The sequence below is a fragment of the Streptococcus sp. oral taxon 071 str. 73H25AP genome, from assembly GCF_000146755.1.
Classification (GTDB): Bacteria; Bacillota; Bacilli; order Lactobacillales; family Streptococcaceae; genus Streptococcus; species Streptococcus oralis_T.
In genome coordinates, this window is the sequence record NZ_GL397254.1 from 1,281,534 (window position 1) to 1,296,597 (window position 15,064).

The following is a 15,064-nucleotide window of genomic DNA, read 5'->3' on the forward strand; positions in this document are numbered from 1 at the left end:
TTAGAAATTGTTCAATTGATTGACGAGCAATCATGAAGCTGTTCCAAAAACCGCACTCACAATCACTTACCCTGCTCTTTCATTACTAGTGACACTTTTTCCCTTAGGGTTACTACAGGATTTTTTAGAGATTCTAACAAGAATTACAATATGAATTTTACATATTACCATAGAATACCTCTATAAGAGAAAATCAGAGCTAAAATCAACAAAACATAGAAAGCGATAAAAAGCCATCTCATCTTCACACATAGAGCAATATATTCTCTAATAAAGGCCGATGGAATATAGTAGGCAGCTGTACGGCAACCAAGGCCATCTCCCTTCATCCCAATACGGCGAGCATAGGTACTGGTACGAAAAACATGGTAATCATTGGTCACAAAAAGAAAACGTGGACTAGCCACCAGCTTCTCACCCATTTCTTTTGAGAAGAGAAGATTCTCATAGGTCGTCGTTGAGTCTTCCTCTAGGAGAATCGCTTCTCTCGGAACATCCGTCTCTTCCAACAAATAATTACAAATTGCCTGAGCCTCGGAAATCTTCTCATCCCCTCCTCGACCACCACTAGCGATGATTTTAACATTGGGATTGAGAGACTGGTGATAAGCTTCTACTGCCTTGTCAATGCGACTCTTGAGTAAGGGAGTCACTTTTTCTCCATTCAATAAGCCTGCTCCGTGAATGATAATAAAATCATAATATTTTTTCTTAGGAATAAAAAGATACAAAATAGAATAAAGCAGAAATCCTGCAAAGGCAAAACCAAAAATTAAATACGAATAAATCAAAAAGAAAAAGATAATATTCACTAGATGATTGGTATAAAACAAGCCCTTGGTATCGCTCACTCGAACCGCCATGATCACAAAAAAGAATAGAATCACACAACCTAATCCTAGAGACAAATAATTTGCCTTGGATTTTCCTTCTTTTTTCAATAACACAAATCCATTATAAATAAGGAAAAAACCACTTAGAAAAACTAAAAGAGGCAGCAGGAGAAAAATCCCTGCAAAGAAAACCATGTGCACTTCTTTCTGTCCAGCTTCGTAAAAAAGATTGGCAATGGACATATAAGAAAAGAGCAGAGACAAAAGTAAGAGAGCTGGATTCCAGAGACTGCGATTGTCCCTTAAAAACGAAACGAGAAAAAGTAGGACAAAAAATCCTGTGATAAAGTACATAGTCTCCTCCTTTGATGACTACATTGTACCATAATTGTGGCAATAGAAAAAGAGGAGCCTAGCCCTCTTATTTTACAATTCTTGCTTCTGCATCTGCCACAACCTGAGCCAGACTCATCTGACGAAGTTGATTTTCCATAGCTACTTGGATATCCAGCAATTTCTGATCCAAGACCTTATGAATATTAGCCCCTACTGGACAGTTAGGATTGGGATTGTCATGGAAACTAAAGAGCTTACCAGATTTTCCTAAACATTCGACTGCCTGATAAACATCAAAAAGGCTAATATCTTGGAGGTCTTTGATAATTTCGGTACCACCCGTCCCACGAGCAACTGAAATCAATCCAGCTTTTTTGAGTTGCGACAAAGTCTTACGGATAATGACTGGATTAACTCCAACGCTAGCTGCGAGAAAATCACTGGTCACCTTGCTTTCCCGGCCCTTGATAGCAATGATAATTAGCATATGGGTCGCAATGGTAAATCGACTTGAAATTTGCATTTTGTTCCCCTTTCACCTGAGATTCTCATCATCTCTCTTCTCATACTCATTATACCCCTTTTTGATGTCATGTCAATCATTACTACTATCTAACCATGCATCCAACTCAATATCATGCCCCTGTTCTTGGGCAATCTCATACAGAAGTTCCTGGTTATGAGTGTGGTGAATCCCATTTACCAAACTTTCATAGTAGATCTGGAAATAGGGAAGCTTTAAATCTTTGGCCAACTGCAATTCGGCTTCTACATCATAATCCACTCGACGAAAATCAACATCAGACAAACCTCCTTCATCAAACTCTAAAATCATATACTGGGCCCGTAGGTCCTTACGTAATCCCGCATCTAAAAAGAAGGGTTGTCCAATGGACCCTGGATTAAGAATCAACTGTCCATCACTTCCATAACGAAGCAACTGTTGGTGGATATGACCATATACTGCGATGGAGGCATGCGGTTCCGTCACTAATCTATCAAAATCTTCTTGTTTTCCCGTATGAATCAACTCCCTACCCCAGTTTTTATCAGGGAGATGGTGAGTGATTCCCACCATCAAATCACCAAACTGACGATGAACTTGCATGGGTTGATTGTGGAGGTCTTCGATTTCTTCAGGGCTGATTTCTTCTAATATATACTGGCATTGACGTAGGAGGTAGCGATGACTAGCTTTTGTCAAATCTAGCCTACGATGCAAACCTCGCCAGAGACTATTCTCCCAATTACCAAGAACTCTTACAGTAATAGGCAAAGCCGCTAAAAGATTCAATATCCTTCTACGTCCCGTTCCCGGCATAAGAATATCCCCCAAAAGCCAGTACTCATCTACCTTTGCCTTTTTAGCATCAGCCAGTACAGCTTCCAAGGCTGTCGTATTCCCATGTATGTCTGAAAGAACTGCTATTTTCGTCATCCTTTCTCCTCATTTCCTCTTACTTCTTTTGTTAGTATTATAGCAGAAAACACTCAAAAAGAGCACTATCACTACTCACTGGATTGACTTGTAAAGGCTTCCAAGATGTGCTATAATATAGGTAGAGAGCTCCCCTTCATTTAGGATTATGTGGTATTCAACCTCTCTCAATTTTTCCAGATTGGAGGACTATTGCCATGCGGAATTATCTTAAGTATATCCCATACTACCTTGTCATTTTCTTTTTTTACTGGCCACTCTATGAACTCCTATCTCTATTCATCTCTGACCCATATACACTGAAGGGGCTTTACATTTACAACATCATCCTCTTTTCACCTTTGGCAACCTTTATCGTATCCCTTCTTTATAGCTACCGTTTCCAATTCTCACTGTGGTGGTTGCTTGGTATTGCTCTTCTCTATTGCTTTACCATCATTACTTTCAATGAATTCATTCTCGTTTATTTCCTAGCTTATGAACTCTTTGCCCTACTTGGTATGGCTTCTGGTTCAGGTATCAAATACATGCTCCAGCAAGGAAAAAACAAAAAACTTTCACAAAATCCTTGAAAATTCTCTCAATCATGCTATAATAATGCATAGAGACAAGTCACTTAGTCCCTTTCTACTAGAGAGTGCGTGGTTGCTGGAAACGCATAGAAAGCCTAAACTGATACTACTCTACTGACTTTTATGCAAACATAAAACGGTGGCTACGTTAAAGCCAATCTGAGGTGTCCCTCTTTTTTGAGGAACATAAATGAAGGTGGAACCACGTTGCGACGTCCTTTCGAGGATGTCGCTTTTTGTTTTGTCAGAAGGAGGAAGAACGATGCTTTATATGATTGGCGGATCACCTTGCAGTGGAAAGTCAACAATTGCCTCACTTCTTGCTAGACAGTATCAACTACTTCATATCAAACTGGATGATTTGATAGAAGAGATGATGAGTCAAGCAAGTGCAGACTCACAGCCGATTTGCCTTCTTAGGCAGGATAGAAATCCAGAACAAATCTGGATGAGAAATCCAGAAGAGATGGCAGATGAAGAATGGCGCTTTTATCAAGTAAGATTTTTCCTTATGTAAAATCTTACTTGATAAAAAATCAAAGCAGACCTCTCTTGGTGGAGGGAGCTGGACTTTTGCCTCACTTGGTAAAGGAGCTTGAATGTCCAACGTCTTCCTATCTATGCTTGACTCCAACAGCTGATTTTCAAAAAAAGCATTATATACAGAGAGAATGGGTTCCTTATGTCTTAGAGGGTACAACCAACCCTGAGCAAGCTTTTGAAAACTGGATGCAACGAGATATTCTTTTTGCTCAAATGGTTCGTAAGGAAGCGATGAAATTAGGCTATTCTAGTCTCGTAACAAATGGCAGTCAACCAGAAAATCAGACTGCAGAAGAAGTTGCTCGGCTCTTAAAATTGTCCAACAAAAATAGAATAAATATTTAAGGAGAAAACCATGATTAAGATTACTTTCCCAGATGGCGCTGTTCGTGAATTCGAATCTGGCGTTACTACTTTTGAAATTGCCCAATCTATCAGCAATTCCCTAGCAAAAAAAGCCTTGGCTGGTAAATTTAACGGCAAACTCATCGATACAACTCGTGCTATCACTGAAGATGGAAGCATCGAAATCGTGACGCCTGATCACGAAGATGCTCTGCCAATCTTGCGCCACTCAGCTGCTCACTTGTTTGCCCAAGCAGCTCGTCGCCTCTTCCCAGACATTCATTTGGGTGTCGGTCCAGCTATCGAAGATGGCTTCTACTACGATACCGACAATACTGCTGGTCAAATCTCTAACGAGGACCTGCCTCGTATCGAAGAAGAAATGAAAAAAATCGTTAAAGAAAACTTCCCATCAATCCGTGAAGAAGTTACCAAAGACGAGGCCCGTGAAATCTTCAAGAACGACCCTTACAAATTGGAATTGATTGAAGAACACTCAGAAGACGAAGGCGGTTTGACTATCTACCGTCAGGGCGAATACGTGGACCTCTGCCGTGGTCCTCACGTCCCATCAACAGGTCGTATCCAAATCTTCCACCTGCTCAACGTAGCTGGTGCTTACTGGCGTGGAAATAGCGACAACGCGATGATGCAACGAATCTACGGTACAGCTTGGTTTGACAAGAAAGACTTGAAGAACTACCTTCAAATGCGTGAAGAAGCCAAGGAACGTGACCACCGTAAACTCGGTAAAGAGCTTGATCTCTTCATGATTTCACAAGAAGTCGGACAAGGTTTACCATTCTGGTTACCAAACGGAGCAACTATCCGTCGTGAATTGGAACGCTACATTGTTGACAAGGAAATCGCTGCAGGCTACCAACATGTTTACACTCCACCAATTGCCTCAGTGGAACTCTATAAAACTTCTGGTCACTGGGATCACTACCGTGAAGATATGTTCCCAACTATGGACATGGGAGACGGTGAAGAGTTTGTCCTCCGCCCAATGAACTGTCCTCACCATATCGAAGTTTATAAACACCATGTACACTCATACCGTGAATTACCAATCCGTATCGCTGAGATTGGCATGATGCACCGATATGAAAAATCTGGCGCCCTTACAGGTCTTCAACGTGTACGTGAAATGTCCCTCAATGATGGTCATACTTTTGTAGCTCCAGAACAAATTGAGGAAGAATTCAAGAAAATTCTTCAATTGATTATCGACGTGTATGAAGACTTTAATTTGACAGATTACCGTTTCCGCTTGTCTTATCGTGACCCAGAAGATAAACACAAATACTTTGACAACGATGAGATGTGGGAAAATGCACAACGCATGTTGAAAGCAGCTATGGATGATATGGAACTGGACTACTTTGAAGCTGAAGGTGAAGCAGCCTTCTACGGACCAAAATTGGATATCCAGGTTAAAACTGCCCTCGGTAAAGAAGAAACCCTTTCTACTATCCAGCTTGACTTCTTGCTTCCAGAACGCTTCGACCTCAAATATGTTGGAGCAGATGGTGAGGAACACCGTCCAGTCATGATTCACCGTGGGGTTATCTCAACCATGGAACGCTTCACAGCTATCTTGATTGAGAACTACAAGGGTGCCTTCCCAACATGGCTGGCACCACACCAAGTAACCCTCATCCCAGTATCTAACGAAAAACACGTGGACTACGCTTGGGAAGTGGCTAAGAAACTCCGTGACCGTGGTGTCCGTGCAGACGTAGATGAGCGCAATGAAAAAATGCAGTTCAAAATCCGCGCTTCTCAAACCAGCAAGATCCCTTACCAATTGATCGTTGGAGACAAAGAAATGGAAGACGGAACTGTCAACGTTCGTCGCTACGGCCAAAAAGAAACACAAACTGTCCCAGTAGATGAGTTTGTAGCAGCAATCCTTGCTGATATCGCCAACAAATCTCGTGTTGAGAAATAAAACGATCACTGTCTGAGAAACATTTTTCAGTAAGAAAAAGCAACAACCGAAATAGTTGTTGCTTTTTTATATTTTATTTAACCTGAGCTAGTAGTGATTGGTTAAACCACCACAAATGGTATCCTCATAAACAATCCTTTCTATCCACTAGTTTTTGGATATAGGATATCCTCCCAAGATTTGCTTTCAAGAGTTAGAACAGTTCAATATCCTCAATCCTTATCTGCTTCATTTTCTTTTACGAGATCTTTTTGTGAATCCTTTTCAGAGAGTTTTTGATCAATATACTTGTTAATGGTTTCATAAAATTCCTTGGTCGTATCACTGTCTAATTTTGTCGAATTATGAACTTGATTGACTTTCAATTGAACAGATTGAATACCGTAAGAGGCTTGTTTTTGGTGGAGCGTTTCTAATTCTTCTTCTGAAATCGGATCTCCAACAACCGTCAAGACCAATTCATTGTTCCTTGACTTGTAGACTTGATTAATGACCGTGTGATTGGCGAACTCTTTTGCTATAAACTGTTTGATTCCTTCTTTTCGCGCTTGATCTATCGACAGAGTGACTGCTGAATAGCTAGCTGGAAGAACCAATAATACAATCAAGGATATCAACCCAATTCTCATTTTAATATTTAGCTCCTTAAATGAACTTAAGGGAGATTTCCTCATCAAAATTCTTGTTCCAACAATGTTGACTAGCATGATAAAGACACAGTTGATCAAGAAAAGATAGAGAGCCCCAAATAAAAATCGTACATTTCCATTAGCTAAACCATAGCCTGCAGTACAGATAGGTGGCATCAGAGCTGTTGCAATGGCTACTCCTGGCACGATATTGTTTGCTTCTTTTTTCCTTGAACCAATTACGCCTGCTATCCCACCAGCAATAGCAATGAGAACATCCCAAATGGTTGGAGAGGTTCGTGCAATCAATTCACTACTTTCATAAGATAAGGGAGAAATCCAGAAATACAGAGCCGAGACAAGCAAGCTAACCAATACTTGAGTAAATAAAACCTCTAGAGATTGCTTGATTAAACGCGTATCAAAAATAGCTAAACCAAACCCCAGCCCAACAATCGATGTCATAAGAGGGGAAATCAGCATGGCTCCAATAATGACAGCTGTTGAATTCATATTTAGGCCGATAGAGGCAATAAAAATCGCACACATCAAAATCACTGTATCTCTTAATCGAACATGAAGATCATCATATAATTTCTCACGGTATTCACGTGTTGAATAGTTTCCGGTCATTGGTTACTCCTTTTATTTCATATAATCTTGTTTCTGCATGGATGATGGTAGAGAAACTTCTGTCCAATCTTACATATTTTTAATTCTCACCTGTTATTCTTTTGAAAATTATCCTTTAAATATCCGTCAGTCCATCCTTAACATTATATCAAAAATTTTACAGTCTTTATCTGAAGAAATCTATCAATTGAACAGATAGAGAAAGTTATCGTCAACCTCATGGTATCATCGACTACTTCAATGACCTCGAGAACTAAACTAAGCATATGATAAGCAAAGGCCAATGGAGAAATGCAAAAATTACAGGAAGGAAGAAAACTGTCAAGATTTGCTTGTTAATGGTTTGCTTAATCTGCTTTTGATCTAGACCTACCTTTTCGTTCGTGGTCTTCATATCCCTCAGAGATTTGTTTATAGTAGATAAAATAATTTACTAGGATACACAGTTAAAAATAGAAAAGCCCAGTTGTCTTATCCTGGGCTCTTATCTACTCTTCTCACTCAAGGACTAAGTTCACTTGAGCAAACTGAATCCGCACTATCGTTCCTTTTCCGACCTCAGACTCGATACGAATCTGGTGACCCAGTTCTTCAGAAATTTTCTTAGATAGGTAAAGTCCAAGTCCAGATGACTGCTGGGTTAGGCGACCATTATATCCTGAAAAGCCACGTTCAAAGACTCGGAGCACATCACTGTTTTTAATCCCGATTCCCGTATCCTTGATACAGAGCTCCTGGCCTTCCATATAAATCTCTAGTCCACCTTTCTTGGTGTATTTGAGGCTGTTTGAGAGGATTTGTTCAATGACGACCAACAGCCACTTCTTATCGGTCACGATGATTTTGTCAAGGTCATGTAGATTGACCGTCAGTCCCTTTTGGATAAAGAAAAGAGCATACTTACGAACCACTTCCTTAACTAAGTCATCCACTTGAACCTTTTCAAATACCAAGTCATCGTGGAAGCTTTCCAAACGAAGATACTGCAACACCAGATTGGTATAGGAGTCAATCTTAAAGATTTCCTGTTCCAGTTGCTGCTTGACCTCCCGATCAGAAACTTCTGCCACTAAAAGTCGACTAGCCGCAATGGGGGTCTTGATCTGATGAACCCACAAGGTGTAGTAGTCAAGCAAATCCGTCAGTTTACTTTGGGCTTCTGACTTCTTTTGATACAATTCAGACTCACGCTCTTCGAGTTTTTCCGCTAGCACACATTCCAAAGGAGACTTTGGGTCTCTTTCAGCATAGAGCACTTCCTGTCGGTAAACCTGAGCTTCTGCAAAAATATCCCAAACCAAAAATAAAAGGGTCAAAAAGCTACTGAGGAGGAAAAAATAGAAGAAATAAAATCCTATACTAGCGAATAAAAACTGAAAGAGAAAAACAAGAAAACCCAATGAAAAAATATAGACAAAAAGACGACTGCGAGAACGCAGATAGGCCAGAAAAAATAATTTCCAATCAAGCATGTTTCAGTCCGTACCCTATTCCCTTCTTGGTTTCGATAAATCCTGCCAAGCCTTGCTCCTCCAACTTTTTGCGCAAGCGAGCAACGTTGACAGACAAGGTATTGTCATCGATGAAAAAGTCGCTATTCCAGAGTTCCCGCATCAGGTCATCACGCGCCACGATATTACCCGCATGTTCAAACAAAATCCGCAAAATCTGAAATTCATTCTTGGTCAAACTCAGGACTTCCCCCTGATAGTGCAGGTCCATAGACTTGGTATTGAGGATCACACCCGCATACTCCAGCAGACTTTCATCTCGGCCAAACTCATAAGAACGGCGCAACAATCCCTGAACCTTGGCAAGGAGCACCTGCTGGTCAAAAGGTTTGGTTATAAAATCATCCGCACCCATATTGATCGCCATCACGATATCCATCGCCTGATCTCTCGAAGACAGAAACATGATAGGTACCTGAGAAATCTTACGAATCTCCTGACACCAGTGGTAACCATTAAAGAGTGGCAGGCCAATATCCATAAGGACCAAATGAGGCTCTGACTGAACAAAGAGAGTCAAAACTTCCATAAAGTCCTCCACCAAAATAACCTCAAAGCCCCATTCTGAGAGCAGTTTTCCCACTTGTTGCCGAATGACTTGGTCATCCTCTACTAGCAAAATTTTGTGCATGCGCTCCTCCTTTGTTCTTATTATAACAGATTTTCCCCATGGATAAAATGTAAACCTGTATTTAAACCAGCTCGCTAGCAGTATAGCAAAATCTAGTAAGCCCACTAGCTAATTCTTGGTAAATGTGATAGGATAAACATAGAGAAAGGAGCTTTTATGGCCAATATTTTTGACTACCTCAATGATGTAGCATACGATTCCTTTTATGACCTCCCCGTGAATGAGTTAGATGTTCTTGCCCTTACTGAATTAACCTACCTTGCTTTTGATGATGTAGTTACCCAAGAACCAAAGCGCATCATAGATCTAGCACCTCAAATTCCTAGAGAAACGACGATGCTGACCAATAAAAACCGTCTCCAGTTGTTGGATCAACTCGCTCAGCACAAACGCTTTAAAAATTGCAAGCTCTCAGACTTTATCAACGATATCGATCCTGAATTGCAAAAACAGTTCGCAGCTATGACTTATCGTATCAGTCTCGATACCTATTTGCTTGTTTTTCGCGGGACGGATGACAGCATCATTGGCTGGAAAGAAGATTTCCATATGACCTATATGAAGGAAATCCCAGCTCAAAAACATGCTCTTCAGTATTTACAGGACTTTTTTGCCCAACATCCTAACCAAAAGGTTATCCTAGCAGGACACTCAAAAGGGGGCAATTTAGCTGTCTATGCTGCCAGTCAACTTAATCCAAACTTGCAGAAAAACATTATCGCTGTCTATACTTTTGATGCCCCTGGACTTCACAAGGAACTAACCGAAACACCAGGCTATCAAAATATGATGGAAAGAACGAAAGTATTTATCCCACAAGGTTCTATTATCGGGATGATGCTGGAAATTCCGGATAAAAAAATCGTCGTTCGAAGCACCGCCTTAGGTGGCCTTGCCCAGCACGACACCTTTAGTTGGCAGGTTGAAAACAAACACTTTGTCCAACTGGACGAGACCAATAGTGACAGCCAGCAAGTCGATACAACCTTCAAGGAATGGGTTGAAACAGTTCCTGACGAAGAACTGCAACTCTACTTTGACCTCTTTTTTGGAATCATTCTCGATGCGGGCATCTCCTCTATCAACGATCTTTCTTCCTTCAATGTCATTGAACACATTCATCAACTCTTTGTACAAGCTCAATCCCTTACTCCCGAAGAAAGAGAAACCATGGGGCGCTTAACCCAACTCTTGATTGACACCCGCTACCAAGCTTGGAAAAATCGTCAAGGTACGAAAAAGACTTTCTGATACCCTAAGTATCCTCTTCTATGCTATACTTAGTTTAATACATTCTTTGAGAGAGGAAGATTTATGAAAATCCATAAAACCGTGAATCCCGTTGCCTATGAAAACACTTATTATCTAGAAGGGGATCAACACCTAATTGTGGTTGACCCAGGTAGCCATTGGGAAGCTATCCGCAAGACTATTGAAAAAATCAACAAACCAGTCTGCGCGATTCTCCTGACCCACACCCACTACGACCATATTATGAGTCTGGACTTAGTTCGTGATACTTTTGGAAATCCCCCAGTTTATGTAGCAGAGAGTGAAGCTAGCTGGCTTTATACTCCAATCGATAATCTCTCTGGTCTCCCTCGTCATGATGATATGGCAGATGTGGTCGCAAAACCAGCAGAACACACCTTTGTCTTTCATGAGGAATACCAGCTTGAGGAATTTCGTTTTACAGTTCTACCAACCCCAGGGCACTCTATCGGCGGCGTTTCACTCGTCTTTCCTGATGCTCATCTAGTCTTGACGGGAGATGCTCTTTTCCGAGAAACCATCGGTCGGACAGACCTTCCTACAGGTAGCACGGAACAACTCCTCCATAGTATCCAAACTCAACTCTTCACCCTTCCTAACTACGATGTCTATCCTGGGCATGGTCCAGTTACGACTATCGCTCACGAAAAGACTTTTAATCCCTTTTTCTAGCAAGCAAAAAAACCAAGGAAATTATCCTTGGTTTTTGTTTTACCAAATAATCACACGGTCCTCTGGTGAACGCCACATACCATCGCCTTCTTGGACATCATAGGTTGTAAAGAAGTCATCAAAGTTTGGTACTTGGACATTGACACGGAGCTTAGCTGGCGCGTGTACATCGACACTGGCCATGAGTTTCATCAACTCCGGACGGCCTTTCATACGCCAGATACGAGCAAAGTTGTGGAAGAATTCTTCAGCAGAGAAGTCTGGTTCTCTCTTGGCAGCTTCAAGGGCTGCAGCGATCCCTCCTAAGTCGGCAACATTTTCTGATACGGTTAGTTTTCCGTTAATCCTTGCTCCGTAAGATTCTTGACCATCAAACTGGTCGATAACTTTTTGAGTCTTTTCCTTGAAGGCAGCATAGTCGTTTTTTGTCCACCAATCCTTGAGGCTACCATTTTCATCAAAGGAAGCACCATTTGTGTCGAAGGCATGAGAGATTTCATGGGCAATAACAGCACCAATACCACCGTAGTTAGCTGAAGACGACTGATGCAAGTCATAGAATGGAGCCTGTAAAATGGCAGCTGGGAAGACAATCAAGTTCTTCTGAGGATTGTAGTAGGCATTGACCATGTGAGCTGGCATACCCCACTCCTTGTAATCAACCGGTTGGTTCCACTCGCTCCAGCTGTGTTTGATTTCCACACGCGCAAAGGCTAGAGCATTCTCAAAGAGACTGGCAGTTTCGTCCACTACCTTATCCTTGTAGCGTTCTGGCAATTCCTCTGGATAACCGATATAAGGCTTGATGACATTGAGTTTGACAATGGCCTTGTCACGCGTTTCAGGTGTGAGCCAGTCGTTCTTAGCCAAGCGTTCCTTATAAACGTCAATCATAGTCGCTACTTTTTTCTCTACGTCTGCCTTAGCTTCTGGAGAGAATTTTTCATGCGCATACCAGAGACCCAGAGCCTGCTTGAAAGGTCCTTGGGCCAAGTGATAAGCTGCCTTGACCTTGTCCTGAGCTTCTGGAACACCTGAAAGAGCACGACCATAAGCACCTGACAAGACACGAATCTCGTCTGTTAGATAGCTTGTTGAGAGATTGACAACGCCCAAAATCAATGTTGCTTTAAGTAGAGGCCACGCTTCTTCACTATAGAATTGGTCTGCTGCTTGCCAGAAACGTTCCTCGTCTACGATAACCTTATCTGGAGTTTGTCCAATCACTGCTTGGAAGAAATCATCCAGAGGGAGGGCAGGGGCAAATTTCTTGAAATCTTCATAAGCGTGTGGATGGTAGAGTTTGGCATATTCTGAACTTTCTTCGTTAGAAAGCACCACAGCTGCAACTCGACGGTCCAATTCCAATCGTTTCTCTAGTAAGTCTGCGATTTCCTCATCTGAAAAATCATAGGCTTTGAGAAGATTCGCGGTACTTTCCTTCCAAAGAGTCAAGAGTTCCTCACGCTGAGGATGGTCTTCAGCGTAGTAGGTTGTATCTGGCAAGATTGTTCCTGGTGCACTTGCCCAGAGAACATTGGTTCTGGCATCCATAAAGTCTGGTGATACACCAAATGGAAGGAAGTTTGGTTTACCAGCTAGTTCGAACTCTGCCAGTTTGCTGGTGAAATCTGCAAAACTCTCCAGATCTTGGTATTCCTTGAGTAGAGGAAGGACAGGCTTAATCCCATCAGCTTCCCTCTTGTCAAAATCACGTACCATACGATGGTACTTAACAAAGTTTGCGAGGATAGCATCCTCTGGGACCTCTTCACCCGCCAACCACTTGTCCGTAGTCGCCAGCATCAACTCTTCAATTTCCTCATCAAGGTCAATAAAACCACCTGTTCGAGATTTGTCAGCTGGAATCACAGCTGTTTTTTCCCATTCGCCATTGATTGCATCATAAAAATCATCTTGATAACGTGTCATCTTGTTCTCGCTTTCATATTTTCACTTATTCCTAGCTTAGCAAAAAAATCTAGGGAATGCAATCAAAAATAAATTTCTTATATCTTTCATTTTATTGTTATTTTATTAAATTTTTTAAAAATTAACTTGACTTAATTTTTTTTTAATGTATATTAAATACGGGAGGGAGGAATTTGTTATGATACGTATTGAACACCTCAGCGTCTCCTACAAAGAAGCGCTGGCACTAAAGGATATTTCACTAGTGCTCCACGGACCAACTATTACCGGAATTATTGGTCCAAATGGTGCTGGAAAATCAACTTTATTAAAAGGTATGTTGGGAATTATCCCACATGAAGGTCAGGCCTTTCTCGACGACAAAGAAGTCAAGAAATCTTTAAATCGAGTTGCCTATGTCGAGCAAAAAATCCATATCGACTACAATTTCCCTATCAAGGTCAAGGAATGTGTCTCTCTAGGACTCTATCCATCCATACCGCTCTTTCACACCTTAAAAGCCAGCCACTGGAAAAAAGTGGCAGATGCACTTGAAATCGTTGGACTCTCAGACTATGCTAATCGCCAAATCAGCCAGCTCTCAGGAGGACAATTCCAACGTGTTTTGATTGCCCGTTGCTTAGTGCAGGAAGCTGACTACATCTTTTTAGATGAGCCATTTGTCGGGATTGATTCGGTTAGTGAAGAGATTATCATGAACACGCTGAGAGACCTTAAAAAAGCTGGTAAAACAGTTCTCATCGTCCATCATGACCTCAGTAAAGTCCCCCATTATTTCGACCAAGTTTTGCTTCTCAATCGAGAATTAATAGACCTTGGTCCGACCGAAGAAACCTTTACCGAGGCCAATCTCAAAAAGGCTTATGGTAGCAAACTCTTTTTCAATGGAGGTGACCTATGATAGCAGAATTTATCAATGGATTACAAAATTTCCATTTCCTACAAAACGCCTTGATAACAGCTATTGTCATCGGAGTCGTTGCTGGAGCCGTGGGATGTTTTATCATCCTACGTGGAATGTCTCTCATGGGAGATGCCATCTCTCACGCAGTTTTGCCTGGCGTAGCCCTTTCCTTTATTCTGGGAATTGATTTCTTTATTGGAGCCATCATCTTTGGTTTGATGGCTTCCATCATCATTACCTACATCAAGGGAAACTCTATCATCAAGAGTGACACTGCCATTGGTATTACCTTTTCATCTTTCTTAGCCTTAGGTGTCATCTTGATTAGTGTTGCCAAGAGTTCGACAGACCTCTTCCATATCCTTTTTGGGAATATCCTCGCTGTCCAAGATACAGACATGTGGATTACCATTGGTATGGGGGCATTGATTCTCTTGATTATCGGGATTTTCTTTAAACAACTATTGATTACATCCTTTGACGAGCTTCTGGCTAAAGCCATGGGAATGCCCGTCAATTTCTACCACTATCTGCTCATGGTGCTCTTGACTCTTGTGTCCGTCACCGCCATGCAAAGTGTTGGAACTATTCTTATCGTAGCCATGCTGATCACCCCAGCTGCGACGGCTTATCTCTATGCTAATAGCCTAAAGAGCATGATTTTCCTTTCATCAAGTCTCGGAGCCCTTGCTTCTGTTGTGGGACTCTTTATCGGCTATAGCTTAAATCTTGCAGCAGGATCGAGCATCGTGCTCACAGCTGCTAGTTTCTTTCTCATTAGCTTCTTTATCGCTCCAAAACAACGATATTTGAAACTAAAAAATAAACATTTGTTAAAATAAGGGGCAAAGTCCCAATA

Annotated in this window: 13 protein-coding genes and 2 pseudogenes; 7 read left to right on the top strand and 8 right to left on the bottom strand. The window is 41.5% G+C overall.

Translation table 11 applies throughout. The features are described 5' to 3' along the window. Nucleotides 1–164: 164 nt before the first annotated feature. The 3 genes from HMPREF9189_RS08565 to HMPREF9189_RS08575 all read right to left on the bottom strand — a co-directional run bounded on the left by HMPREF9189_RS08565 (nt 165) and on the right by HMPREF9189_RS08575 (nt 2,607). A complete protein-coding gene (locus HMPREF9189_RS08565) occupies nt 165–1,187 on the bottom strand; it encodes a YdcF family protein (protein WP_000273639.1) in 1,023 nt (340 codons plus the stop codon). Between the two features lie 67 nt (nt 1,188–1,254). Next, nucleotides 1,255–1,692, bottom strand: coding sequence for an Rrf2 family transcriptional regulator (locus HMPREF9189_RS08570; RefSeq protein ID WP_001167382.1), 438 nt, complete (start codon nt 1,690–1,692; stop codon nt 1,255–1,257). Between the two features lie 72 nt (nt 1,693–1,764). Further along, nucleotides 1,765–2,607: a metallophosphoesterase gene (locus HMPREF9189_RS08575; protein ID WP_000161101.1), complete on the bottom strand. Its 843-nt coding sequence runs from the start codon at nt 2,605–2,607 to the stop codon at nt 1,765–1,767. A 197-nt stretch (nt 2,608–2,804) separates the two neighbouring features. Between HMPREF9189_RS08575 and HMPREF9189_RS12440 the strand changes: the two genes are divergently transcribed. From HMPREF9189_RS12440 to thrS, 3 genes and pseudogenes are all read left to right on the top strand, one after another. Next, complete coding sequence (locus HMPREF9189_RS12440; protein WP_001246985.1) at nt 2,805–3,179, top strand: hypothetical protein; 375 nt, start codon at nt 2,805–2,807, stop codon at nt 3,177–3,179. 262 nt (nt 3,180–3,441) lie between these two features. Beyond that, nucleotides 3,442–4,067: pseudogene (locus HMPREF9189_RS08590) on the top strand (AAA family ATPase). Between the two features lie 10 nt (nt 4,068–4,077). Then, nucleotides 4,078–6,021, top strand: coding sequence for a threonine--tRNA ligase (gene thrS, locus HMPREF9189_RS08595; protein WP_000591034.1), 1,944 nt, complete (start codon nt 4,078–4,080; stop codon nt 6,019–6,021). 212 nt (nt 6,022–6,233) lie between these two features. On the opposite strand, the gene HMPREF9189_RS08600 is transcribed toward thrS, so the two are convergent. From HMPREF9189_RS08600 to HMPREF9189_RS08610, 4 genes and pseudogenes are all read right to left on the bottom strand, one after another. Continuing rightward, nucleotides 6,234–7,283 carry a DUF389 domain-containing protein gene (locus tag HMPREF9189_RS08600; RefSeq protein ID WP_000147511.1) on the bottom strand — a complete coding sequence of 350 codons (1,050 nt, stop codon included), beginning with the start codon at nt 7,281–7,283 and terminating at the stop codon, nt 6,234–6,236. A gap of 143 nt (nt 7,284–7,426) precedes the next feature. Then, a pseudogene (locus HMPREF9189_RS12115) lies at nt 7,427–7,705 on the bottom strand (ABC transporter permease); the annotation flags it as partial. A 75-nt stretch (nt 7,706–7,780) separates the two neighbouring features. Continuing rightward, entirely contained in the window at nt 7,781–8,755 is a 975-nt protein-coding gene (locus tag HMPREF9189_RS08605; protein WP_000887937.1) for a sensor histidine kinase, read from the bottom strand. Then, nucleotides 8,748–9,425 (bottom strand): response regulator transcription factor, encoded by a 678-nt coding sequence (locus HMPREF9189_RS08610; RefSeq protein ID WP_000548975.1) that lies wholly within the window; start codon nt 9,423–9,425, stop codon nt 8,748–8,750. The genes HMPREF9189_RS08605 and HMPREF9189_RS08610 overlap by 8 nt, the downstream gene beginning before the upstream one ends. 156 nt (nt 9,426–9,581) lie before the next feature. On the opposite strand from HMPREF9189_RS08610, the gene HMPREF9189_RS08615 reads away from it, so the two are divergent. Together HMPREF9189_RS08615 and HMPREF9189_RS08620 are read left to right on the top strand one after the other, a co-directional pair. Then, a complete protein-coding gene (locus HMPREF9189_RS08615) occupies nt 9,582–10,676 on the top strand; it encodes a DUF2974 domain-containing protein (protein WP_001273840.1) in 1,095 nt (364 codons plus the stop codon). A gap of 63 nt (nt 10,677–10,739) precedes the next feature. Further along, nucleotides 10,740–11,369 (top strand): MBL fold metallo-hydrolase, encoded by a 630-nt coding sequence (locus HMPREF9189_RS08620; RefSeq protein ID WP_000690833.1) that lies wholly within the window; start codon nt 10,740–10,742, stop codon nt 11,367–11,369. A 39-nt stretch (nt 11,370–11,408) separates the two neighbouring features. Here the strand turns inward: HMPREF9189_RS08620 and HMPREF9189_RS08625 are convergent, their stop codons facing one another. Beyond that, nucleotides 11,409–13,301: a M13 family metallopeptidase gene (locus HMPREF9189_RS08625; RefSeq protein WP_000199234.1), complete on the bottom strand. Its 1,893-nt coding sequence runs from the start codon at nt 13,299–13,301 to the stop codon at nt 11,409–11,411. Between the two features lie 178 nt (nt 13,302–13,479). Here HMPREF9189_RS08625 and HMPREF9189_RS08630 point away from each other — a divergent pair, with 178 nt between their 5' ends. Next, on the top strand, nt 13,480–14,202 hold the full coding sequence (locus tag HMPREF9189_RS08630; RefSeq protein WP_000618096.1) for a metal ABC transporter ATP-binding protein: 723 nt from the start codon (nt 13,480–13,482) through the stop codon (nt 14,200–14,202). Beyond that, nucleotides 14,199–15,047, top strand: a complete 849-nt coding sequence (locus HMPREF9189_RS08635) for a metal ABC transporter permease (protein ID WP_000559797.1) — start codon at nt 14,199–14,201, stop codon at nt 15,045–15,047. The genes HMPREF9189_RS08630 and HMPREF9189_RS08635 overlap by 4 nt, the downstream gene beginning before the upstream one ends. Nucleotides 15,048–15,064 lie beyond the last annotated feature (17 nt).